Genomic DNA, 22,587 nt, shown 5'->3' with positions numbered 1-22,587 from the left:
ATCTCCTGCGGTCGGGTGCCCCAATAGGGTCGACCCATGGACACAGCCGCCGCGTTTCTGGCACTCGCCATGATGATTGTGGCGTTCGTGCCACGCGTGCCGCCCGCGTGGCCCGCCGCGGCGGCCGGGGCGATCTCGGTCGCGATCACTGTCGCGCATCCGCTGGCCGGATGGCACGGCGGTACCGTCCCATGGGTGCTGGTCGAAGTGCCGCCCCTGCTCGTGCTGACGCTCATGGCCGCCAGGCGCGCGCCGGTCCCTCAGGCCGTCGTCTCGGCCGGGCTCGCGGGGAGCGCGGTCGCGCTGATGCTCGTGCGCGCGCTCTGGCCCGGCGATCTCGCGTTCGCCGCCGGAGCCTGCGCGGGCTGGTCCCTCCTCGCGATCGCGGCGGCGGGGGCCGGACTCTACGCCCGCATGCTGGACAACGGCCGGCGCCGCGCGGTGGCCGAGGCCAAGCGGGCGCAGCGGCTGACGCTCGCCCGCGACCTGCACGACTTCGTCGCCCACGACGTGAGCGGGATCCTCGTGCAGGCGCAGGCCGCCCAGCTCGTGCCGGGACCGCTCCCGCCGCAGGTGACCGACGCGCTACGGCGTATCGAGGAGGCGGGCCAGCGGGCTCTTGCCGCCATGGACCGAACCGTTCAGATGCTCCACGAAGCCGAGGAGGCCGGACCGGGCACGGCGGAACCGCTGCCGGGAGTCGACGGCCTGGAACAGCTCGTCGACGGCTACTCTCCGTCGGTGCGGGTGGACCTCGCGGTCGATCCCGGGCTGGAGCGGGGGCTCTCCCAGGAGACCTCCGCCACCGTCTACCGGGTCGTGACGGAGGCGCTGACCAACGTGCGCCGCCACGCTCCCGAGGCGATCTCCGTCGCGGTCACCGTCACCCGTGTGGGAGAGTCGGTCCGCGTGCGCGTCGACGACGACGGTGGCGGCCACTCGGAGGCGGCCGGTCGCGGAGGCTTCGGTCTGGTCGGGCTCACTGAGCGGGTCGAGGTGCTCGGCGGCTCGCTGTCGGCCGGACCCGAGTCGGGCGGCTGGCGGGTCGAGGCGCTCCTGCCCACCCACCCGTCCCGGCGGCTCCGGCGCCCCGGCGCACGTGTGAGTCGTCCGACCTCCGATCGTGGAGCGCTGAGATGACCACCCGGATCCTGATCGCCGACGACCAGGAAGACGTGAGAATCGGCTTCCGGCTCATCCTCGACTCCCAGCCCGACATGACCGTGGTGGGGGAGGCCGCCGACGGACGCGGCGCCGTCGACCTGGCCCGGCATCTGCGGCCCGATGTGGTGCTCGCCGACATCCGCATGCCGAAGCTCGACGGGCTCGAGGTCACCCGGCTGCTGGCCGGACAGACCCGGGTGATCGTCGTGACGACCTTCGATCTCGACGAGTACGTGCACGCCGCGCTGCGCAACGGCGCCTGCGGCTTCCTGCTCAAGAGGTCGGGCCCCACCCTGCTCATCGAGGCGATCCGGGCGGCCATGGCCGGTGACACGCTGATCAGCCCGCAGGTCACCGTCCGCCTGCTGGCCCATCTCCGCGCACCTGCCGCGCCGTCCGCCCCCGCGACCGCACTCGCCGAGCCGCTGACGGAGCGAGAGCTTGAGATCGCCCGTCTGGTCGCCCACGGCCGTACCAACGCCGAGATCGCCGCCGAGCTGTTCATCGGTGCCGGAACGGTGAAGACCCATGTCGCGAACATCCAGCGCAAGCTCGGAGCGGCCAACCGGGTCGGCATCGCCGCCTGGGCATGGAGCTCGGGCGCCGTCACCGGCGTGTGAAGCTACGATCACACGTGAGAATCTCGCGAACGGTGTAGAAGGCTATAAAAGCCTCTTCCTGTGACTGGTGGGGAGGCGTGTTGATCAGGGTTCTGCTTGCTGAAGATGTGCACATGGTGCGCGGCGCCTTGGTGACGCTACCGGGTAGCGTCCGCAGGGCCTTCGGCTCGCAGGTGTCCGGATTCATGATCAAGGACGCCGGTTGGCTCTGAGCGGCGTGCCGAACGCCCGGTGGTTCGTCCTCGCCTACATCGGCGCCCTGACGGTGACGCCACCGAGTGCGCCATCGAACTCGCCGTGAACGGCGATGTGAACGGCGGCGGGGACGGCGAGGGCGGCGGGGGCGGCGGGGACGGCGGCGAGCTGGAGGTCACCGAGGGTGAGAGCCGTTTCGAGCTGGTGACGCGTGCCCGTGTGGTGCGTGAGGATCTCACGCTGACCACGGGATCGTGACCACCGTTTGAGAAACGCAGCACTAGACCGCGGGCGACCAGTGCGGATCTCTGCCCAGGAAACGCAGCAGGGCTTCGGCGCGGTTCGTACCGGTGGGGTTGTCGAGTGCCGGGGCGAAGAAACCGTAGCTGTCGCGCATGCGGTCCACGAGCTGCTCGGCGACCGGCGTGAGTCTCTCGGCCAGGTCTTCGGGCAAGGGCAGATCCTGGCCGGTGGCCACGGCGATGTCCCACGCGTGCACGCCCGCGTCGAGAGCACATGCCCCCGTGCCCACCCAGAGCGGCATGGGGCCCATCGGCGTCGGGGCGGTCTGCGCGTCCGGCGAGATGGTGGACCATGCCGCGGAGACCTTGGACAGGGCCTCGTCGAGGTCGTCGACGGGAGTCGCGTTGAACGCGTCCGCCGGTTGGAAGGGATTCACCGGCGGCTCGCCCTCGCCGCCGGTGATGGCGGCCGCATATGCCAGCTGGGCGAGCCGGGCGTGGTTGAGGACCTGCCGGACGGTCCACTCGGTGCAGAGGGTGCCGTTCCCCCAGCGCTTCTCGGGAACGCCGAGGGTCGCCGTACGAAGATAGTCGTGTGCGTCCGCCACCAGCTTGTGTCCGTCGATCGCGTTCACGTGCCTCCCTCGGTGCCGACGATCAGGATAGGCAGGCCGGTACGGCTCGGCCTACCCGTAACAGACCCCTGCAACTGCGCCTGACCGCAAGAAGAACGCTCCGCGGCGGTGTCAGTGCCACGTCATACGGTCTTCCACAGCGGGCTTCGGGTGCGAGGTGTCAGTAACCCGCGCCGGTGAGCAGGCCGCCGTCCACGGTGAACTCGCTGCCGGTGCAGTAGCTCGCCCGGTCGGAGGCGAGGAAGGCCACCACATGGGAGACCTCCACCGGCTTGGCGAAGCGCTTCATGACCATGGACTTCACGAACGCCTCGCCGTCCACTTCGGCCATGAGCTCCGGATCCGTGGCCATGGAGGTGTTGATGGCGCCGGGGTGGACGGAGTTCACCCGGATCTTGAAGCGGGCGAGTTCGCGGGCCGCCGCCTTCGTCACCCCGCGCACGCCGAACTTGGAGGCGGCATAGGCGGACATGCCCTCGGCGCCGATGAAGCCCTCGATCGAGGAGATGTTCACGATCGAGCCCCGGCCGGCGGCCTTCATGGGCTCGATGACGGACTTGACGCCGAGCCAGGTGCCCTTGAGGTTCACGTCGATGACCCGTTCGTATTCGTCCAGCGTCATATCGGCGATCCGGCGAAATTTCAGGATTCCGGCGTTGTTGACCAGGATGTTGAGCTTGCCGTACGTCTCGACGGCGGTGCCCACCGCCCGTTCCCAGTCCTCGGGCCGCGTCACATCCTGATGGACGAACAGCGCCCCCGTGGCCTCCGCGAGCGCCTTGCCCTCGTCGTCGAGCACGTCGCCGAAGACCACCTGCGCGCCCTCCTCCACGAACAGCCGCACGTGGGCTTCGCCCATGCCCCTGGCCCCGCCGGTGATCAGCGCGACCTTGCCATCCAGCAGACCCATCTCAAGCTCCTCGGATGAAACGTTTGGCGGCGGCGACGGCCACGGCGGCCGCCTCCATCGAACGGTAGACGGGGATCCCGGCATCGGCCGCGATCGCGCGGACCTCGTCCGCGACCCCGGGCGGCGCGCACTCGGCGTTCCGGGTGACCAGGGTGATCCTGACCCCTGGCAGGTCGTCCTGGGCCTGGGCGAGGCTGCGGGCGAAGGCGTACAGCGGCTCGGCCGAGGTCCCGTAGGTGAAGAAGCTCTGCGCGTTCACGTGAGCGACGACGTCCGGGTACGGCCGCCGCGCCACGATCGCCGCGACGGCCTCCCGGACGAGGTCCGGATTTCCCTTCGGGCCCACCGGAATCTCCAGGGGGTTGGCCAGGGAACTGCCGACCCCGACCCCGAGCGCCTTCAACCCGTCCAGGGCTTCCCGTGGCAACGCGTCGAGCGAAAGCCCGGCGGCGTCGAACACGTCGGCCGCCAGGACGCTCGCCCCGCCGCTCGGCCCGATCACCAGCAGCGCAGGGTCCCCACCCTCGGCTCCGCCTCGGACCCCTTGAGTTGCCGGGCGGCTGTCGGGGTCGAGGGCCGGAACGGCAGGGGTGGTTCCGGAGGCGGGCGCCGAGGTGGGGGGGTGGAGGCGGGGGGCGTGGGATTGGAAGAAGGACAGGACGCCGATCAGATCGTCCTGGCTGGTGACCAGGGTGACGCCGGCCTGGTCGGCCAGGGCCTGCCAGATGCGGCCGTCGCTGACCATGCCGCCGGTGTGGGAGGCGGCGGCCCTCCGGCCCTGGGTGCTCCGGCCGCCGACCAGCAGGACGACGGGGAGCCGCCCGCGCACTGACATCAGGGCCTCGAACAGGGCGCGGCCGTCGCGGGGATCCTCCAGATACATGCCGACGACCGAGGTGTGCTCGTCGGTGGAGAGCCAGCGCAGCAGCTCGGCAGGGGTCACGTCGGCCGAGTTGCCCACGGTGGCCACCCGGCTGAACGCCAGCCCGCGCCGCTCGCCGACCTTGATGACCTCCCCGGCCAGGCCGCCGCTCTGTGAGATCAGCGCCACGTGTCCGGGCGGTCCGGGCTCGCCGCCGATGAACGTCTGGCCGCCGCGCGGGCTGTAGACACCCATGCAGTTCGGCCCGAGCAGCCGCGTGCCCGCTTCCCGCGCCGCGCGGATCAGCTCGGCCTCCAGCTCGGGCGCGCCGGCCTCGGCGAAGCCGCCGCTCATCACCTGGACGAACGGGATGCCACCCGCCTGCCGTACGACCTCGGCGCACCGCCCGGCCGGGACGGCGACCAGCGCGTAGTCGGCGTCGGCGTCGGCCAGCGTCGGCACGGCGGGCACGCCGTCGATCTCGTCCGCCTCCGGGTGCACCGCGACCAGCGGTATCCCCGTGGCCCGGTAGAACTCCAGGAACATGTTCCCGAAGTTCGGCCTGTTGGTAGAGGCCCCCACCACGGCCACGGCTCGCGGCTCGAACAGTGAGGTGAAGTCGGTTCTCGCCGCGCCGCTCTCACGCGGTGCCGGTACGGCGGGGCGGCGCGCGACGGTTTCCGGCGTCTCCGAGCGGCGATCGGGTTCGGGTGTTTCCGGACGGCGATCGGCGCGGATGTAGCGGGCGTCGACCGCGATGACGCCCTGCCCGGTGGCGATGACCGGGTTGAGCTCGAACTCGCCGAGTTCCAGCCGTTCCCACAGGCCGCCGTCTCCGCCGATCGTGACGAGCAGTTCGACGAGAGCGTCCACGTTCACGGCCGGGCGTCCGCGGTAGCCGTACAGCAGGGGCGCCCCGCGCAGGGAGGCGAGCATCCGCCGGGCGTCGGTCTCGGAGATCGGGCACAGGCGCAGCGCGGTGTCGCGCATGGCCTCGGTCCAGACGCCGCCGAGCCCGGTGAGCAGGACGGGCCCGAAACCGGGGTCGCGCACGACGCCGACGATCAGCTCGACCCCCGGCACGGCCTGCTCCTCGATCAGGAAACCGTCCGGTGTGATGCCCTGGGACAGGAGGCCGCGCAGCATCTCGGCGGCGGCCTGACCGGCCTCGGCAGGTCCGTCGAGGGCCAGCCGCACCGCGCCCGCATCCGACTTGTGCACCAGCCCGGGTCCGAAGGCCTTGAGCACCAGGGGCGGGGCCAGGTCCGCGGACGCTGCCGCGACCTCCTCGGGAGTGGGGGCCGTGACGCCGCGCGGCACCGCCACGCCGGCCTCCCTGAGCAGCGCCTTGACCTCGTGCTCGGGAAAGTGCTCGGGGAAGGGTTCGGGGAGGGCGACGTCCACCGCCAGGACGTCGTGTTCGGTCACGCCTGGTCCACGAGGTGCTGGTACTTCTCCCGGATCTCGCGGCGCAGCAGCTTGCCGGGGCCGCCGGAGGCGTCCTGGAAGTGCGGAAGCTCCTCGACGACCACGACGTGGTCCGGCCGCTGGTGCGGGGGCAGCGACTCGGCGAGCGCGACCGAGAGCTTCGACGGGTCCAGCGAGTGTCCCGCGCGTGCGACCACCGCGAGCAGGATCTTCTGCTCGGCCGCGTCCTGCCCCTCGACGTGCGCGGGCACGCCGACCGCGCCGGCTTCGGCAACGTCGTCCAGCGCCACCGCGGCCTCCTCGACCACCGAAGGCTGCGACCAGGCGCCACTCTTGAGGATGGAGTCCTCGCGGCGGCCGAGCACGGTCAGGTTGCCGTCCTCGGAGAGGATGCCCAGGTCGCCGCCCACGTACCACTCGCCGCGGAGCACCTCGGCGGTCTTGTCGGGGAGCCCGTCGTAGCCGGTCATCCGGTGCGGTCCGGCCAGGTTGATCTCGCCCACCTCGTCGACCACGCGGTCACCGGACGGCCCGGTGATCCGTACGGCGTTGCCGGTCCTCGCCCTGCCGGAGGAGCCGAGCGGCGTGCTGCCGTCGTCCACCCGGCCGAAGCAGGTGTAGGGGGCCTCGGTCTGGCCGTAGTAGCAGTAGACGCCCGCGTCCGGCAGCCGCTCCCGCATCCTGGCCAGCAGCGCCGCCGGGAGCGCTTCGCCGCCCAGCATGATGACGCGCAGGGACGACAGGTCGACCCCCTCGTGGTCGTCCGAGCCGAGCAGCGCCGCGTAGAACGAGGGGATCTGCGAGACGTGGGTGACCTTCTCGCGGGGGACGACCTTCAGGAAGTTCGCCGGTCCCCAGTCCTGTTCCAGCACCAGCCGCATGCCCGCGTACAGGGCGGGCCCGACCAGCGCGGGGAAGCCGATGCCCCAGATGATGGCTCCGGTGCCGAGCACGGAGTCCTCGGCGCGTGGCACGTCCAGCCAGATCCGCGCGGTGGCCAGCGACGAGGCGTGCGTGTGGATCACGGCCTTGGGCAGGCCGGTGGTCCCGGAGGTGTAGTAGAGCGCCAGCGGGTCGTCGTCGAAGCCGCCCAGCGCGGGCTCCTCCTGCGAGCTTCCGGAGGTCAGCGCGTCCAGGTCCACGGCCTCCTCGCCGGGGCCGCCGACCTTGATCCAGGTGGTGACGCCCGGAAGCTGGGGGCGGATCTCCGACACGACCCGCTCGACCGTGGAGTCGTAGACGAAGGAGGTGGCGCCGGAGTGCGCGACGACCTCCCGTAAGGTGTCCACCGGCCAGTACGGGTTGAGCGCCGCGGTGATCGCGCTCAGTTTCGCCGCCGCCAGATAGACCTCGGCCACGTGCAGCGTCTCGTTGAGCAGTGCAGCCATCCGCTGTCCCGGCGCGACCCCGGCCTCGGCCAGAGCGTGGGCGCGCCTGTTGACGGTGCGGTTCAGCTCCTCGTAGGTGAAGCTCTGCTCGCCGCAGTAGGTCAGCGCGACCTTGTCCGGGGTTCGCAGGGCGTTGGCGGTGAGGATGGCGTGGGCGTAGTTGCCGTAGGGGGATCGCGCCATTGTGACCTCCGGTCAGAGGGACGAGTAGAGGACGAAGACGTTTCCTGACGGGTCACGAAGCACGGCCCTGATCTCGTGCGGCCCCGTCTCGGGCTCGCGCACGACCTTCGCCCCCGCCTCCGCCAGCTCCCGTACGGCCCGCGCGACGTCGCCGACCTTGTAGGACGGCGCGGTGACGTCCCCCGCCACCTGCTCGTCCGTCGTGACCAGCGCGACCGTGGCGCCCCCTCCGTCCAGGGCCGCGAACCGGTCGCCGTCGCGGAAGCGCACCGCCAGGCCGAGCGTGCCGGAGTAGAAGGCGATCGCGTCGTCCAGGTCGTTCACGGGGATCAGGACGTTGCCGAGCTTGCTCACGCTGGCCTCCAGTGGGGCAGGTCGTCGACGAAGATCACGCGTACCGGCATGCCGATCCGCACCCGGTCCGGCGGGTAGTCCACGACCTGGCCGAACGCCCTCACCCCTTCGGGCAGGTCGATCCAGGCCAGGACGTACGGCTCCCGCCCCCGGAACTCCGGCACGAAGGAGCGGTGCACCACGGTGAACGTGTGCACGGTGCCGTCGCCGGAGACGGGTTCGTAGGGAAGGTCGGTGCCGCCGCAGTAGGGACACTCGGGAGCGGGTAGATGCACCCGCCGGGCGCAGGCCGTACAGCGTTGAATGACCAACTCGCCGCGACGGCAGGCATCCCAGTAGGTGAGCGTGTCACTGGTCATCGATCGCCAAGCTAGCGCACGCTTGGTTTGCTCACAAGATGCCGTCGTGTCCTGGCTTGTCCGGACCCTGCTCGATGTCGACGGGCGGTTCGGAGCCCTGCTCGCCGTCGGTGGACGGTTCGGACCGGGAGGGGTCGGGTTTCGGGTCCGGCTCGCAGGGGGGCAGGTCGATCCTCGCCTCACGGGAGCGCGTCCCGCTCTCGGGGACCGTGGTGACGGTCACCAGCCGCCGCACGTCCCTGCCGCATTCGGGCAGCGCGGCGAAGTCCCCGGTGACCTCGCGCGTGTAGTCGGTCTGGCCGGACAGCTCCAGCGTCCGGGCGCTGCTGGTCGAGCCGCCCTCGCCGCCGGTGACCTTCTGGACGAATCCAAGCTTCACGGTCACCGCGGAGGTGCTCCCGGTTCGCACCCGGAAGCGGACCGTGGTGCCGTCGAAGGAGGTGATGTCCACGTTCTCGACCGAGGGCGCCGGGCACGGATCGCCCTTGACCTCTGCCGTGCGGGTCCGCGCGCCACCCTCGGCCTGGGGTGAGGTGAAGACCGTGACCCGCCGGTAGAGGGTCTGCTCGCAGGCCGGGGCGGTGAAGGCGTGCGGGACGGCCTGGGAGTAGGTGCCGGCTCCGGCGAGCGTGAAGCGGCGCGCGGGCGCCTCGGTGAGCCGGTCGCGGTCCTCGCCCTCGGCGAGCACGACGGTCAGCAGGACGTTCGCCGCGGTGGACGCGCGCACGCCGATCGTGGTCCCGTTCGCATCGATTCCGCCGATCGTCAGGCCGCTGACCACATGTCCGGGAGGCGGTGGCGTTCCCGGCACGCTCGGGGTGGGTGCTCTCGACGGCGTTCTCGCCGGGGTCGGGGCGGGACGGCTCGGGCCGGCGGTCGCCGAAGGCGGCGCGGTCCGGCCGGCGTTGGCTCCGGACGACGGCCGGGGAGACGGCTTGGAGGGGGCGGCACTCCGCGACGACTGGGGGACGGTGATCGGTTCCGATGGCGAGGATCCCCTTTTCCCCGCGGAGGCCGTCGGCGTGTCCTCGGCCGAGGGGGATCCCGGCGCCGGAGTGAAGATCGTGCCGGCGGAGAGCCGGTCGGAGGCCCGGTTGGCGGTGATCAGCCCGACGGTGCCCGCGACGGTGATGACGGCCACCCCGGCCAGGACCCGGGGCCCGATCCGGGGGCGGCGGATTCTCCCCGCGCTCTTCCCCGCGCTCTTCCCCGCGCGGCCGATCACGCTCCGCGCGACCGAGGTGCTCGCCTTCGACGCCGGTCTGGCCAGCGGGAACGCCAGGGCCAGCAGGGTGGCGAGTTCGGCCAGGTGTCGCCGCCCGCGCCGCTCCCACTCCGGTCCGTAGGCCGACAGCGCGGCCGCCTCCAGCTCCGTGACGAACGCCTGGGCCGTCGGCGGCCGGTCCGCCGGGTTCTTGGCCATGCCCCGCGCGACCAGTCCCCGGACCGAGCTGGGCACAGCGTCCAGCGGGACCGGCGCGGCCTGGTGCTGGTGCATCAGCGCGGCGTGCCGGTCCGCCCGGTACGGCCTGCGCCCGGTGAGGCACTCGAAGAACACGCACGTGGCCGCGTATACGTCGCTCGCCGGGGTGGCCGGATGCCCGCCCCACTGCTCGGGCGCCATGTAGGGCGGGGTGCCCGCGGGCGTGTCCGGCTCCCCGGCGCGGGTGGCGATGCCGAAGTCCGTCAGCTTGCTGGTGCCGTCCGCCTGGACCAGCACGTTCTCCGGTTTGTAGTCACGGTGCACGATGCCGGCGGAGTGCGCGGACGCCAGGCCCGTCAGTGAGCCCTTGAGCACCGTCAGCGCCGCCTCGGGGCTCGTGGTGCCGTGGTCGGTCAGGACCTTCCTGAGCGCGACCCCGTCCACCAGCTCCATCACGATCGCGGCCGCCAGCACGTCCTCGTAGTACTCGTAGAACTGGACCACGTTGGGGTCGCGCAACTCCACCATGACGCGCGCCTCCTCACGGAAGCGGGCCAGGAACCACGGGTCGTCCTTCAGGGCCGCGTTCAGGTATTTGATGGCCACGTAGGCACCGGTGGAGGCGTATGTGGCCAGCACCACGCGGCCGCTGCCTCCGACGCCGAGCTCTCGAACCTCGCGGTATCCCGGAACCAATTCAGTCCCCCTCCGAGTGCCGTCGTTTGTTCGACGGTCTCACCCCTCCTCTTGGTTGTCATGGTTCGCGAACTTTGCGGGTGGGCGGGCGATGCCCGTCCGGGGCGGCCGTCCAGTCGCGTGTTAGGCTCTGACCGGCTGCCCAAGCAAGCGCTAGGGTTTATGGAGGTCGGATGCCGGTCGATCTGGGATCGCTGGCCGCGCCGGGGCACAGCGCGGTGCTGGTGATGGAGATGCAGCGCGGAGTCATCGGTGATCTAGCGAAATTTCCCGATCTGGTGGAGGTGTGCGCGCGGCGAGACGTGGTGGCCAACGCGTCCTCGGTCCTGGCCGCGGCCCGCTCGGCAGGGGTCCCGGTGATCCACTGCACCGCCGCCTTCCGCGCCGACCGGGCCGGGTCGCACACCGGCAACAGCCCGTTCGTCACCGCCCTGCTGAAGGACCCCGCGCACATGCTGGAGGGCACCGGCGCGATCGAGGTCCTGCCCGGCCTGCTCGACCCCGGCGACCTGGAGTCACGCCGCTACCACGGCTTCTCGCCCTTCACCGGGACCTCCCTGGACATGACCCTGCGCTCCCTCGGCGTCTCCACCGTCGTCGCCGTCGGGCTCTCCCTGAACCTCGGCATCCCCGGGCTCGCCCTGGAGGCCGTCAACCTCGGCTACCGGGTGGTGGTGGCGACCGACGCGGTGGCCGGGATCCCCGAAGACTACGGGCGGGCCGTACTGGAGAACACCGTCAGCCTGCTGGCCGCGCGGGTGCCCGCCGCGGATCTCGTGGAGGTCTGGAAGCGGTGATGAACGGCCTGCGGCTGGACGGCCGCACCGCGGTGGTGACCGGGGGAGCCGGGGCGATCGGCGCGGCCATCTGCCGTGACCTCGCCTCGCTCGGGGCGCGGGTCGTCGTGGCCGACGTGGACGAGCCGGGTGCCGCCGCGATCGCCGACGAGCTGAACAGCGAGTCGCTGGGGCTGGGAACGAGGGTCGGGGCGCCGAGCGGGCCGAGGTTCCCGGCCACGGCACTGCGGGTGGACCTGACCGATCCGGCTTCCATCGCGAAGTTCTGCGACCGGGCCGGGCAGGCGGACATCCTGGTGCACAACGCGGGCGTGTCGGTCGTCGAGCCGTTCGTCAGCAGCGATCCGGCGGCCTGGGACCTGATGTGGCAGGTCAACCTGCGTGGTCCGATGCTCCTCACCAAGCTCATGCTGCCCGGGATGACCGAGGGGGGCTGGGGACGTCTCGTCTTCATCTCCTCCGACGGCGCGCGAGCCGGGTCCGGAGGCGAGGGAGCGTACGCCGCGACCAAGGCCGGGCTGTTCGGCCTGGCCAAGACCCTCGCCCGCGAGGCCGCCCGGGGCAACGTGACCTCGAACGTGGTCTGCCCGGGACCCACCGACACCCCGATGCTCCGCCGCGTGGACGCCGAGAAGCCGGGACTCGTCGACAAACTCGCCCGGGGCGTCCCGCTGCGGCGCCTCGGCGCCCCCGAGGACGTCGCGGGCCTGGTCGCCTACCTCTGCACCGACAGGGCCGCGTACATCACGGGCCAGATCCTGTCGGTCAGCGGCGGCATCACCATGCAGTGACGCCGAGCCCATGACCGAAGCCGAAGGCCCGCACCCCGACGGCCCGGCGGGAACGGCCGCGCCGCGGGGAGGGGTCGCGAAGCAGGTTCTAGAGCGACTCGTAGACGGCGTCGGCGAGGCGGTAGGCCCGGAGGCTGCCCGAGACCGCGTTGGCCATCTTGTTCATCGTGTAACCCATGCCCAGGCCGTGCTCGACGTCGCCGAGTCCCAGGAACCCGCCCAGACCCGTGTGGCCGAAGGCGGATTCGGCGCCCTTGGCGGGGACGAGGTAGGTCAGGGCCGGGCGCATGTATCCCAGGCCGAAGGAGCTGTCGATGAACAGCACCCTGTCCGGGCCGCTGACCCGCCGCCGGACGGCGTCGCCCAGGGTCTCCGGGCGCAGGATCCGGCCGGCGATCAGGTCGCGGTAGAACCCGGCCAGGTCCCGGGCCGTGGTGACGACCCCTATCGCCGGCCAGCCCGAACGCAGGATGACCGGGTGGTTGGCACCGCCCTGGAGCCTGTGGATCGGTGGGTTGCCCAGGGCCCGGTTCATCAGGCTGTCCTTGTCCAGCGCGGCCCGGGACATCTCGTGCATAGGGTCGCCGGCCCTCCGGCCGGGCAGCTCGGACACCGCGGACACCTGCGAGGCGGCGTCAGGGGTGGCGTCAGGGGTGGCGTCCGTGTCGGTTCCCGCGCCGCCGGCGGCCGAGGTCTGTGCGGTGTCCGCGGGTGCCTTGGTCCCGGCGGATGCGCTCCGCTCCCCGGCGGACAGCCGGGCCGCCCGCGCCGCCACGTCGTCCGGCGCTCCCAGCCAGAGCCCGAGCCCCAGTGGCCCGGCGATCTCGGCGGCCACGAACTCGCCCGCCGATTTGCCCGACACCCGGCGGATCACCTCGCCGAGCAGGAATCCGTACGTCAACGCGTGGTAGCCGTGTGCGGTGCCCGGCTCCCAGATCGGAGCCTGCCCGGCCAGCCGGTCCGCGATGGCGGCCTGGTCCTCGAACTCTTCCACCGGGACCGGCTCCTCGATCGTGGGGAGCCCCGACTGGTGGGTGAGCAGGTGCTCGACGGTGATCCGTTCCTTGCCGTTCCGCGCGAACTCCGGCCACACGTCCGCGACCGGGGCGGCGACGTCGAGCTGTCCCCGCTCGGCCAGCAGCAGCACCGCCGTCGCGGTCACCGCCTTGGCGCACGAGTATGTCAGCGCCGGGGTGTCACGCTCCCAGGACCGCCCGCTGCGCCGGTCGGCGACCCCGCCCCACAGGTCCACGACCGGCTCGCCGTCCAGGAAGACCGTGAAGGCCGCCCCCAGTTCCTCGCCGTCGGCGAAGTGCCGGTCGAACACCTCGCGCACCCGGGAGAACCGGGGATCGCACTGTCCGTGAACCACCGCCATTGACCCATCCTTATGAAAGTGAGCACTTGCTTGGTCACCGAGCCTAACAACTGGGGCCGCTTCGGCCCAGACGACCAGCGCGGCACCCTGAACCTCCTGACCCCGGCCGCGGTCCTCACCGCCCTGGCCTCCGCCTCCACAGGGCAGGTGATCAGCCTGGCCATGCCCATCAGGGGGGCGACCTCCTCACCCGCGCCCACGACGGTTCCCCATCTGCGGGGCCGGCCGCTGCCGCAGCACTTCATGTCGGTCGACGGCGGTGACTACGCGGCCGGGACCCGTCCCATCGGCGCCGGTCTGCGCATGGCCGACGACGCCCTCGTCGTCACCCACCACGGCACCACCACCCACATGGACGCCCTGTGCCACATGTGGGCGGGAGAGGAGCTCTACAACGGTCACCCAGCCGCCAGGGTCAGATCGTACGGTGCCACCCGGTGTGGCATCGAGACCGTCGGCGGCGTCGTGGCGCGGGCGGTGCTCTTCGACGTTCCGCGCCACCTGGGCCTGGACCATCTCCCGGTGGACATGCGCGTCTCCGGCGACCTTCTGCGGGAGATCCACGACGACGTGCGGCCGGGCGACGTGGCCGTCGTCCGCACTGGCTGGCCCCTGGTCTGGAACAGCTCCCCCGAGGAGTACTGGTCCGGCCAGCCCGGCCTGTCCGCCGACGGCGGCCGCTGGCTCGCCTCCCGCGACGTCTCCGTGGTCGCCTCCGACAACGCGGCCATCGGCGGCCTCAACGCCCGCCAGCTGGCTGACGAGGGGCTGGAAGACGATCTCCACATGATCCTGCTCTGGCGCCACGGCATCCACTTGGCGGAGATGCTCTGGCTTGAGGAACTGGGCGCGGCGTGTGCGGGCCGTACGGGCAAGGACTTCGTCTTCGTCGCCGCCCCTCTCAAGATCGAAGGAGGCACCGGCAGCCCCATCAACCCCCTGGCGATCCTCTGATCGCGGCTGATCACGGTGCCAGCGTGTTGAGCAGCTGGAGCGTGGTCTGCTCGGGGCTGCCCGGTTCGGCGTAGAGCGTGGTCAGCAACTGCCCCGAGCCGCCGACGACCTCGAAGTTCTCGTAACGCAGCGTCAGCTCGCCGACGAGTGGATGCCACAGGCGCTTGCGGCCATGAGTGCGCAGCTCGACGTCACGGCCCGCCCACAGGGTGCGGAACGTGTCGCTGTTCATCGCCAGCTCGCCGATCAGGGCGGCCAGCGTCGCGTCGTCGGGCCTGCGGCCCGCGGTGAGCCGCAGGCCGCCCACGGCCGACCGGGCGACCTCCTCCCAGTCGAGGTAGCGCTCGCGGGCGGCCGGCTCCAGGAACACGAACCTCGCCAGGTTCCGGTCCCTGGGAATGGCGGCATCGAAGTCGAGGATGAGCCGGGCGGCCGGCCGGTTCCAGGCCAGCACGTCCATGCGATCGGTCAGGATCAAGGCGGGGACGTCGGTCATGGCGGCGAGCAGGTGCACCAGCTCCGGGCGGGCCCGCTCGGCGGGCGTCTTCTTCCGCTCGCCGCGGCGGGGGAGCCTCGCCAGGTCCCGGAGATGCTCCCGCTCCACCTCGTCGAGACCGAGGGCGCGGGTGAGAGCCTCCAGCACCTCGTCCGAGGGCCGCGTCGCCCGGCCCTGCTCCAGCCGTACGTAGTATTCGACGCTGATCCCCGCGAGCTGGGCGACCTCCTCGCGGCGCAGTCCCTGGACCCGCCGCCGTGACCCGCCCCGGATGCCGGAGCGCTCGGGGGAGAGACGGCTTCGCCTGGACTGCAGGAAACCACCCAGATCGTGACGATCATCCATGGTCCCCATTGTGCCGGGCCGGCCCTCGCTGAGCCTGTCCCTGCCAGTACCAGTAACGGCAGGGGTCTGGGTGGTGTGCCGGAGAGCGGCGAGCCTTTCACCCGGCGGCATCCGGCCGTCACAAACGAAAGGACCCACCACCATGTGCCACACCACCGACAGCAGGCCTCCGGCGGGGCCGATCGCCGGGCAGGTCGCCGACCACGGGCCCGTGGAGCTGGCGTCCGAGGACGGCAACCGCTTCGCGGCCTACCGCGCGGCACCCGCCGCCCCGAACGGCCGGAGCGTGATCCTCCTGCCCGACGTCCGCGGCCTGCACCCCTTTTACCGCGACCTCGCCCTGCGGTTCGCCGAGGCGGGCTTCCTGGCCGTCGCTGTGGACTACTACGGCCGTACGGCGGGTGTGGGAGAGCGGGACGACTCCTTCGACTGGAAGAGCCACTACCCGCGGCTCCAGCCCGAGCAGGTGCGGGCCGACGCCGCCGCTGCCGCCGCGTTCCTGCGGTGGGAGAGCCCCGGCCCGGTCTTCACCGTCGGCTTCTGCGCGGGGGGCGGCCAGTCATGGAGGCTGGCCGCGAGCGACCTCGGCCTCGCCGGAGCCATCGGGTTCTACGGGCTGCCGAACCTGGTCGAGGACGTGGTCGACGACCTGTCCGCGCCGTTGCTGCTCCTGCTGGCCGGCGAGGACGTGGCGACCTCGCAGGAGGAGTTCGGCCTGCTGACCGCACGGATCGACGCGGCGGGCAAGGAACAGGAGACGTACGTCTACGAAGGCGCGCCGCACTCGTTCTTCGACCGGTCCTTCGGCGAGTGGCGGCAGGCCTGCGAAGACGCCTGGCTTCGCATCCTGGACTTCACCGAGCGCGTCTCCGCCAGGAAGGCGTCCGCGTGAGCGAGCGTGACTTCGCGGGAGAGGCGGGTCGCGCCGGAGCGGACGGCCGGGTGAATGACCGTCACGAGCGGGGAACCGCCCGCATCGCCGCCCTCGACGGCGCCTCCACCGCCCGGAGCGAGGCCTACGCCCTGCTCGCGGAGATCGCCCCGGACCTGCCCCGCTACGCCGTCGAGTTCGCCTACGGCGACATCCACTCCCGGCCCGGCCTCGACGCGGCCAGGCGCGAGCTCGTCACGCTCGGCGTCCTGATCGCCCTCGGCGACTGCGCGCCGCAGCTCGCGGCGCACCTCCACTCCGGTCTCAACGCCGGCCTCCAGCCGGGAGAGGTGGTGGAGGCCGTCATGCAGGTGCTGCCGTACGCGGGCTTCCCCCGGGTCGTCAACGCGATGCTCGTGGCCAGACGGGTGTTCGGCGAACGCGGGCTGCTCTGAGCGCGGCTCACAGGCCGCGGTCGGATCCGACGCCCCGGAGCAGGGTGTCCACGACCCGGGTGGCGAGGGTGTCGGGATCGTCGCCCTCGCTCTGGGCGGCTTCGTGGATGAGGGCGTAGTAGACGCGGCGCGCCCAGACGAGGTCGACGTCAGGCCGCAGAACGCCCGCGTCTCGGGCGCGGCGGAACATCTGGTCACACCTGTCGAGCACGGCGGCGTGGATGCGCGCGACCTCAGGATCGGCCGAGGAGGGCCGGCTCATCGCGAACCCCCAGCTGATCTTGACTCGGAGGACGTTCGCCGTCACCTGGTAGAGGGCGACCAGGGGCGGTGCGGTCATGGAGTAGGCGGCTTCCACGGCGGCGTCGAACTGGCGGGTGGCCCAGGCCGTCATGGCGTCCACCAGGGCCTCGCGGGAGGCGAAGCGGCGGTGGACGGTGGTGCGGGCGACCCCTGCGGCCTCGGCGATCTGCTCCATGGTCGCGGAGGGGTTCCTGCTCAGGACCCGCTCGGCCGCTTCCAGGATCGCCAGCACGGTCCGCTCGGCGTCGGCGCGCAGCGCTCTGCCGCCATGGTCCCTTGCTTCGCCTCTCACCACGGCTCGAAGACTACAGCAGAGTCACTTCTCAATCATTACTTGCAACATCGATGTTGCAAGTAATAAGTTCATTGCGTCTTCAGTGATGCAAATCGTGAAAGAGGTTCTCATGGACATGCGACTGAGCGGGAAGACCGCCGTGGTGACCGGGGCGAGCCGGGGGATCGGGCTGGCGATCGTGACGGCGCTCGTGGCGGAGGGAATGCGGGTGGTGGCCGGTGCGCGCACGGTCTCGCCGGAGCTCAAGGAGACCGGGGCGACCGCCGTACCGGTGGACCTGTCCACGCAGGACGGCCCGGCGCTGTTGATCGGCGAGGCGCTGGCCGAGCTGAGCGAGATCGACCTGCTCGTCAACAACGTCGGTGGTGGCGACGGGGGTGAGGGGCAGCTGGGCGGGTTCCTCGGCTTCGACGAGGAGCAGTGGAGGCAGGCGTTCGACCTGAACTTCCTCAGCGCGGTCCGCGCCACCAGAGCCGCCCTCCCCAGCCTCCTGCGGAGCCGCGGGAGCATCGTCAACATCTCCTCCAACGGCGCCCGGCTACCCCACGCCGGGCCCGTCACCTACACCACCGCCAAGGCGGCGCTGACAGCCTTCGGCAAGGCCCTCTCCGAGGAGTTCGGACCCCAGGGCGTGCGGGTCAACACCGTCTCACCCGGTTTGGTGCGCACTTCCATGTGGGAGGACCCGGCCGGGTACGGCGCGGAGCTCGCCAGGTCGATGGGGGTGGAGCACGAGCAACTACTGGCGCAGCTCCCGGCGGGGATGGGCATGACCACCGGCCGTTTCGTCGAACCCGCCGAGGTCGCAGCCCTGGTCGTCCACCTCGCCTCTCCCCATGCCGCCAGCATCAACGGCGCCGACCATCTCATCGACGGCGGGTCGATCAAGACCGTCTGAGCTCGGAGACGGGAATTCACGGAGGCAGGGCCGTGGCGCCGGGCACGGTCAAGGGGAGATCCATAAGGACTTTTGTCCTGGGTCACCCGGGATCGATGGATCTGCCGGGGCCGATCGTCCCTTGACAGCGTGGGGGGCATGAACGGAAAAACCATGAGCGCCGTGGTGGCGATGTTCCTGCTGCCGGCGTGCGCGAGCACACAGGCGGGGCAGACGCGGCAGCAGGCCGACGAGAGCGCGGTGCGAACTGATGCGGGAGCCGTGCGGGGAACGGTGACCGGCGAACACCGGATCTTCCAGGGGATCCCCTACGCCGCCGCGCCGGTGGGGGAGCTGCGATGGAACTCGCCGGCGCCGGTGAAGGCCTGGACCGGGACCCGGGACGCGACCAGGCCGGGCAACATGTGCCCGCAGGTGGGCAGCGACTACGCGAAGGTGGCCAGCTCCGCCGAGGACTGCCTGTTCCTCAACGTGACGGTGCCGCGCACGCCCCGCCGGAACAGGCCGGTGATGGTGTGGATCCACGGCGACGGGGCCCTGGGCTCCGGCGACCTCAGCGACGCGCGCCGGATCGCCACCCGGGGGGACGTGGTGGTCGTCACGATCAACTACCGGCTCGGGGTGTTCGGCGGCTTCGGGTACCCGGGGCTCAGGGGGTCCGGCACGTACGGCCTGCAGGACCAGCAGGCGGCCCTGCGCTGGGTGCGCCGCAACGCCGCCGCGTTCGGCGGGGACCCCTCGAACGTGACGGTGTTCGGCGTCTCGTGGGGCGCGCTGAGCATCAGCGGGCACCTGACCTCGCCGGGCGGGAAGGGCCTGTTCGACCGGGCCGTCATGCAGAGCGGTGAGGGCATGATGGACATGCTCGCCGGCAGCATGGGCCAGGGCGTTCCCGCCTCCCCGTCCTACGCCTGGCGCCCGGTGGCCGAGGTCGAGGGCATGGGGACATACGTGGCGCCCCGGCTCGGCTGCGGGGACCTGGCGTGCCTGCGCGCCCTGCCGGTGGAGAGGATCCTCAAGGTCCCGCAGATCATGAACATGTTCCAGGCCTACGCCTACGGGACCGAGACGCTGCCCAGGCTGCCGTCGAAGGAACTCCGGGCCGGCCGGGTCCACCGGGTTCCGGTGATCTCCGGGGCCACCCGCGACGAGCATCGGCTCTTCGTCGGGCTGTTCCACGACGTGGCGGGCAAACCGGTCACCGCCGGGCAGTACGACGGGCTGCTGAAGACCGCCTTCGGCAAGAACGCGGCGAAGGTGGGCACGAAGTACCCGCCCGGGAAGTACGGCTCGCCGGGGCTGGCGTGGGCCGCCGCGGTCACCGACAGGATGTGGGCGAAGGCCGTCTTCGAGCAGAACCGGTCGCTGAGCAGGAAGGCCCGGACCTACGCCTACCAGTTCGCCGACCGCAAGGCCCCGATGTTCCTGCCGCTGAAGACGGACTTCGACTGGGGCGCCTTCCACGCGGGCGACCTGCCGTACCTGTTCCCCGAGAAGAAGGCCGTCTTCACCCCGGCGCAGCGGAGGCTGTCCGACCAGATGATCGCCTACTGGACCAACTTCGCGCGGACCGGCGACCCCAACGGCGACGGCCTGCCCCGCTGGGAACGTTTCGACCCGGCCGCCCCCGTCCCCTCCACCCAGTCCCTGGAGCCGGACGCGGTCAAGCCGGTCGACTACGCCGCCGACCACAACCTGGACTTCTGGTCCACCCTGGACGGACTCATGTAGCGAGCGGTCGGCACGAGGCCGCGGTAATCCGGGACGGTGGCTCGGTGTCCGGCATTCGCCACGTCAACCAGATGGGCCGGGCCGCCATCTTCACCGGCACTGAGACCGGAATCGGGCGCACGGTGCACGAGGTACCGGCCGTTTCCTGATTTCCGGCGAGGACCTCGCGGTGACAATCAGCGGCCGTTCAATTGCCGTCGTGGCGCGATAGCGCGACCAGGCCCGCCTTTGTGATTGAAATGTGCCGCCTGTTAAGGATCTCCCGGCATAGTTCAAGCGTTTAGGCTACGACAAATAAAACGGGCGGGCGGAAGGACGCATATGACAACCCAGGGGGCCGGGAAGCCAACGCTCATGACCCGGATGGCGGCGGCCTTCAAGGGTGAGGTGCCGGCCGACGAGCTTGAGGCGTATCGAAGGGCGGGCGGACTTGTTTACGCGGAGCTGGAACATGCCGAGATTCTGCGCCGCCAGCTCGCCCAGGACGGGGTGAATCTGTGGTACGGCCCGCAGGGCGCCGCCAGGCAGCTGCTGTGCACCTGGAATGCATTTGTCCTGCAGACCATTGGAGAGCACCTTCTCGATGCCGATTATGCCGCCGATCCGCGTACGACTGGATATGTCCCGCAGGTCACCGGCCGGCAGGTGGCCGCGTGTTTTGACCAGGTGGAGGGATGGGTCTCATACGCCCGTCAGGCGGCGGGCAATCCCGGATACCTGCTGGAGAGGGAGCTTCAGCTGCCGGCGGACCTGCCCGCATGGGCCGAGGCCGACCCGTGTCCGCTACCCCACCTGCAGGGCATGCTGGCCGCGTCCCGTGCGATCCGGGGGCATGCCGAGGTGGCCTTCGGCGTGTTCGAGCAGACCGTCGTGGACGGCGACTGGCACAAAGTGGACCTGCAGCGGCTGCGGCAGCTCGCAGCCGAGGCCGCGACCTCGGCCGACTACGCCGAAGGGCTGCTCGACACCGATCCGCAGCAGCGCATGCACGAGGCGATCGAGCAGCGGTTGCAACGCGCGCTGGAGATTTACTACCACCTCGGGCAACTGATCGCGATGCCCCAGCTGATCGCCGGTTATCGAGGCCTTGCGGTACGGCCGGCCGTGCCATCGGCCACCGCTCCGGTGGCGAACCCCCGTTACTTCGACCAGTGGTGCCTGACCGACCCGCAGAAACGCGATGTGTGGCAGGCGAATCCGCGTGCCCGGCAGGCGATCAAGGAGATGTGGGAATACGACCCCGATCCCGCCGCCACCCTCCGTATCCAGGCTGAGATCGACGCGGCGTTCAAAGACGGTTCCGTCACCTATGCCACCGATGCCGACCGCAAACCGTTCGGCAGTTACTACTGCTGCCCGTGGGGCGCGATCTATCTCGCGCGCAGGCCCGTCATCATCGGCGGCACCACTCTGCGGGCGATGCAGCAGTTCACCTATGAGGTGTCGGCCGAGGACGTGCCGAAGGGCGGAAAGTTCAAGCGAGAGATCATCGTGGCGAACTTCAGACCCACAAGAGAGATCAACTACTGCGATCCCGACGGCCTCCACGGCGGCTGAGTCTCGAATTGATTTTCTGAGTGCCGGCCCGGCCATTGGATCTTGAAGACGGATCCTAGCCGCCGCCGGTCTCCGCGGCGCGGGAGGACACGTAATCGCCCTGCCCCTCCAGGGTGTAGAGGAGTCCCTCATCCCGGAGCACCTGGACCGCGCGGTGGACGCTGTCGAGATCGAGGCCGTACTGCCGCCGAAGGCTTGAATCCGAGGGGATCGGGCAGTCCAGCTCTATCTCGCCGCGCACGATCCGCTCGCGAAGGATGTTCGCGAGCTGCTGGTGGACGGGGACGGCCCCGTCGTGGTCAATCGTCATGATCATGCACCGAACTCGGGCGCAGAGTGCGTTCCAACCCCGAACCCAATCGTTTCAAGGGTATGTAAGCGACACGGGCCCGCGCCAGAGTCGTGTCAGCGGCTGTTCTCGTCGGGCGCCTCATCCTTCCTGCCGCCGGACGGTCGCTCGTGCCTGCCCGTCTTCTGCGTCGTCAAAATGCCTTCATATGGTTTCTCAGGGAATTCCCATACTTCTCCATAGATCATCACAAGTGGGACCGATTGCCTTGGTCTGCCCCCAGGGGCAGCACACTCACCAAGGAGAAGTCCAATGAAGAAGACCATCGTTCTCGGCCTCGCGGCCATGACGGCCTCGGCGATGCTGGCCACGTCGCCCATCTCGGCCTGGGCCGAGGATCCCGGATCGTCCACGGCCGGATCGTCTACGACCAGCACGGAGACGCCGACGACCACGGCCGCGACCGTGCCCGACGGCGTGAAGACGATCACGGATCACATCCTGAAGACCGACTCGACGCCGCACGCGCCGGGCTTCCGCTCCTACTACAACATGTTCGTGGTGGGTCTGCGAGGCCAGGCCACGGTGCGCGACAAGGGCCCGGTGTTCATCGACTACACCTGGCAGCGAGGCACGATCACCGCCAAGACCCCCACGTCGGTGACGATCACCAGCAAGGACGGCTTCCTCCAGACCTGGACGATGCACGAGACGACCCGCTACCGGCGCCTGGGCAAGCCCGCCGACCTGTCCAAGCTGCTCGTGGGTGACGGCGTGTTCGCGATCGGCGTCCCCGGCGCGGTCGGGCCGACCGCCGCGGCCGTGTTCGTGCCGCGTAACCGCGGAATGCTCGAGGCTCCGTCCGTTCCCAGCAGCTGATCCGGGGGGTGGGGTCCCGTGATGCGCCGGGGCCCCACTCGGCTTGAACACACGAACAGATCGGTAAGAATCGGTAAGAATGGTCCGCC

General features: G+C 70.8%; 23 protein-coding genes. 12 read left to right on the top strand and 11 right to left on the bottom strand.

What is annotated here, in order from left to right; genetic code table 11:
• Nucleotides 1-36 precede the first annotated feature (36 nt).
• From ACFY2X_RS10710 to ACFY2X_RS10700, 3 genes are all read left to right on the top strand, one after another.
• Nucleotides 37-1,140, top strand: coding sequence for a sensor histidine kinase (locus ACFY2X_RS10710; RefSeq protein WP_389935561.1), 1,104 nt, complete (start codon nt 37-39; stop codon nt 1,138-1,140).
• A complete protein-coding gene (locus ACFY2X_RS10705; protein ID WP_389935557.1) occupies nt 1,137-1,784 on the top strand; it encodes a response regulator in 648 nt (215 codons plus the stop codon). The genes ACFY2X_RS10710 and ACFY2X_RS10705 overlap by 4 nt, the downstream gene beginning before the upstream one ends.
• A 297-nt stretch (nt 1,785-2,081) precedes the next feature.
• On the top strand, nt 2,082-2,237 hold the full coding sequence (locus ACFY2X_RS10700; protein ID WP_389935554.1) for a hypothetical protein: 156 nt from the start codon (nt 2,082-2,084) through the stop codon (nt 2,235-2,237).
• A 22-nt stretch (nt 2,238-2,259) separates the two neighbouring features.
• Here the strand turns inward: ACFY2X_RS10700 and ACFY2X_RS10695 are convergent, their stop codons facing one another.
• From ACFY2X_RS10695 to ACFY2X_RS10665, 7 genes are all read right to left on the bottom strand, one after another.
• Nucleotides 2,260-2,856, bottom strand: a complete 597-nt coding sequence (locus ACFY2X_RS10695; RefSeq protein WP_389935551.1) for a TIGR03086 family metal-binding protein — start codon at nt 2,854-2,856, stop codon at nt 2,260-2,262.
• A 160-nt stretch (nt 2,857-3,016) separates the two neighbouring features.
• Complete coding sequence (locus ACFY2X_RS10690; protein ID WP_389935548.1) at nt 3,017-3,766, bottom strand: glucose 1-dehydrogenase; 750 nt, start codon at nt 3,764-3,766, stop codon at nt 3,017-3,019.
• A 1-nt stretch (nt 3,767) separates the two neighbouring features.
• Nucleotides 3,768-6,056, bottom strand: coding sequence for an acetate--CoA ligase family protein (locus tag ACFY2X_RS10685; RefSeq protein ID WP_389935544.1), 2,289 nt, complete (start codon nt 6,054-6,056; stop codon nt 3,768-3,770).
• Nucleotides 6,053-7,627 carry an AMP-binding protein gene (locus ACFY2X_RS10680; RefSeq protein WP_389935541.1) on the bottom strand — a complete coding sequence of 525 codons (1,575 nt, stop codon included), beginning with the start codon at nt 7,625-7,627 and terminating at the stop codon, nt 6,053-6,055. The genes ACFY2X_RS10685 and ACFY2X_RS10680 overlap by 4 nt, the downstream gene beginning before the upstream one ends.
• 12 nt (nt 7,628-7,639) lie before the next feature.
• Nucleotides 7,640-7,981 carry a VOC family protein gene (locus ACFY2X_RS10675; RefSeq protein ID WP_389935538.1) on the bottom strand — a complete coding sequence of 114 codons (342 nt, stop codon included), beginning with the start codon at nt 7,979-7,981 and terminating at the stop codon, nt 7,640-7,642.
• Nucleotides 7,978-8,340 (bottom strand): Zn-ribbon domain-containing OB-fold protein, encoded by a 363-nt coding sequence (locus ACFY2X_RS10670; RefSeq protein ID WP_389935535.1) that lies wholly within the window; start codon nt 8,338-8,340, stop codon nt 7,978-7,980. The genes ACFY2X_RS10675 and ACFY2X_RS10670 overlap by 4 nt, the downstream gene beginning before the upstream one ends.
• Before the next feature lie 31 nt (nt 8,341-8,371).
• Entirely contained in the window at nt 8,372-10,459 is a 2,088-nt protein-coding gene (locus tag ACFY2X_RS10665) for a protein kinase (protein ID WP_389935532.1), read from the bottom strand.
• 173 nt (nt 10,460-10,632) lie between these two features.
• Here ACFY2X_RS10665 and ACFY2X_RS10660 point away from each other — a divergent pair, with 173 nt between their 5' ends.
• Together ACFY2X_RS10660 and ACFY2X_RS10655 are read left to right on the top strand one after the other, a co-directional pair.
• Nucleotides 10,633-11,256 carry a cysteine hydrolase gene (locus ACFY2X_RS10660; RefSeq protein WP_389935529.1) on the top strand — a complete coding sequence of 208 codons (624 nt, stop codon included), beginning with the start codon at nt 10,633-10,635 and terminating at the stop codon, nt 11,254-11,256.
• Nucleotides 11,256-12,047, top strand: coding sequence for an SDR family NAD(P)-dependent oxidoreductase (locus tag ACFY2X_RS10655; RefSeq protein WP_389935526.1), 792 nt, complete (start codon nt 11,256-11,258; stop codon nt 12,045-12,047). The genes ACFY2X_RS10660 and ACFY2X_RS10655 overlap by 1 nt, the downstream gene beginning before the upstream one ends.
• 88 nt (nt 12,048-12,135) lie before the next feature.
• Here ACFY2X_RS10655 and ACFY2X_RS10650 read toward each other — a convergent pair whose 3' ends face one another.
• Nucleotides 12,136-13,425 carry a serine hydrolase domain-containing protein gene (locus ACFY2X_RS10650; RefSeq protein ID WP_389935522.1) on the bottom strand — a complete coding sequence of 430 codons (1,290 nt, stop codon included), beginning with the start codon at nt 13,423-13,425 and terminating at the stop codon, nt 12,136-12,138.
• Nucleotides 13,426-13,455: 30 nt separating this feature from the next.
• Here ACFY2X_RS10650 and ACFY2X_RS10645 point away from each other — a divergent pair, with 30 nt between their 5' ends.
• Complete coding sequence (locus tag ACFY2X_RS10645) at nt 13,456-14,379, top strand: cyclase family protein (RefSeq protein WP_389935519.1); 924 nt, start codon at nt 13,456-13,458, stop codon at nt 14,377-14,379.
• Between the two features lie 10 nt (nt 14,380-14,389).
• Here ACFY2X_RS10645 and ACFY2X_RS10640 read toward each other — a convergent pair whose 3' ends face one another.
• Entirely contained in the window at nt 14,390-15,220 is an 831-nt protein-coding gene (locus ACFY2X_RS10640; RefSeq protein ID WP_389935516.1) for a helix-turn-helix transcriptional regulator, read from the bottom strand.
• Nucleotides 15,221-15,362: 142 nt separating this feature from the next.
• Here ACFY2X_RS10640 and ACFY2X_RS10635 point away from each other — a divergent pair, with 142 nt between their 5' ends.
• Both ACFY2X_RS10635 and ACFY2X_RS10630 read left to right on the top strand, forming a co-directional pair.
• Nucleotides 15,363-16,112: a dienelactone hydrolase family protein gene (locus ACFY2X_RS10635; RefSeq protein ID WP_389935513.1), complete on the top strand. Its 750-nt coding sequence runs from the start codon at nt 15,363-15,365 to the stop codon at nt 16,110-16,112.
• Nucleotides 16,109-16,546, top strand: coding sequence for a carboxymuconolactone decarboxylase family protein (locus ACFY2X_RS10630; RefSeq protein ID WP_389935510.1), 438 nt, complete (start codon nt 16,109-16,111; stop codon nt 16,544-16,546). The genes ACFY2X_RS10635 and ACFY2X_RS10630 overlap by 4 nt, the downstream gene beginning before the upstream one ends.
• A gap of 7 nt (nt 16,547-16,553) precedes the next feature.
• On the opposite strand, the gene ACFY2X_RS10625 is transcribed toward ACFY2X_RS10630, so the two are convergent.
• Nucleotides 16,554-17,144, bottom strand: a complete 591-nt coding sequence (locus tag ACFY2X_RS10625) for a TetR/AcrR family transcriptional regulator (protein WP_389935507.1) — start codon at nt 17,142-17,144, stop codon at nt 16,554-16,556.
• Nucleotides 17,145-17,253: 109 nt separating this feature from the next.
• Between ACFY2X_RS10625 and ACFY2X_RS10620 the strand changes: the two genes are divergently transcribed.
• The 3 genes from ACFY2X_RS10620 (at nt 17,254) to ACFY2X_RS10610 (ending at nt 21,330) form a co-directional block, all read left to right on the top strand.
• Nucleotides 17,254-18,042: an SDR family NAD(P)-dependent oxidoreductase gene (locus ACFY2X_RS10620; RefSeq protein ID WP_389935504.1), complete on the top strand. Its 789-nt coding sequence runs from the start codon at nt 17,254-17,256 to the stop codon at nt 18,040-18,042.
• Between the two features lie 138 nt (nt 18,043-18,180).
• Complete coding sequence (locus ACFY2X_RS10615; protein ID WP_389935501.1) at nt 18,181-19,773, top strand: carboxylesterase/lipase family protein; 1,593 nt, start codon at nt 18,181-18,183, stop codon at nt 19,771-19,773.
• Between the two features lie 321 nt (nt 19,774-20,094).
• A complete protein-coding gene (locus ACFY2X_RS10610) occupies nt 20,095-21,330 on the top strand; it encodes a hypothetical protein (RefSeq protein ID WP_389935499.1) in 1,236 nt (411 codons plus the stop codon).
• A 55-nt stretch (nt 21,331-21,385) separates the two neighbouring features.
• Here the strand turns inward: ACFY2X_RS10610 and ACFY2X_RS10605 are convergent, their stop codons facing one another.
• Nucleotides 21,386-21,646, bottom strand: a complete 261-nt coding sequence (locus ACFY2X_RS10605; RefSeq protein ID WP_389935496.1) for a GntR family transcriptional regulator — start codon at nt 21,644-21,646, stop codon at nt 21,386-21,388.
• Between the two features lie 285 nt (nt 21,647-21,931).
• Here ACFY2X_RS10605 and ACFY2X_RS10600 point away from each other — a divergent pair, with 285 nt between their 5' ends.
• Nucleotides 21,932-22,498 carry a hypothetical protein gene (locus ACFY2X_RS10600; RefSeq protein WP_389935493.1) on the top strand — a complete coding sequence of 189 codons (567 nt, stop codon included), beginning with the start codon at nt 21,932-21,934 and terminating at the stop codon, nt 22,496-22,498.
• Nucleotides 22,499-22,587: the final 89 nt, after the last annotated feature.

Origin of the sequence: Streptosporangium sp. NPDC000396 (assembly GCF_042898655.1) — a bacterium.
GTDB lineage: Bacteria > Actinomycetota > Actinomycetes > Streptosporangiales > Streptosporangiaceae > Streptosporangium.
This window is presented reverse-complemented; position numbering and strand designations above follow the sequence as displayed.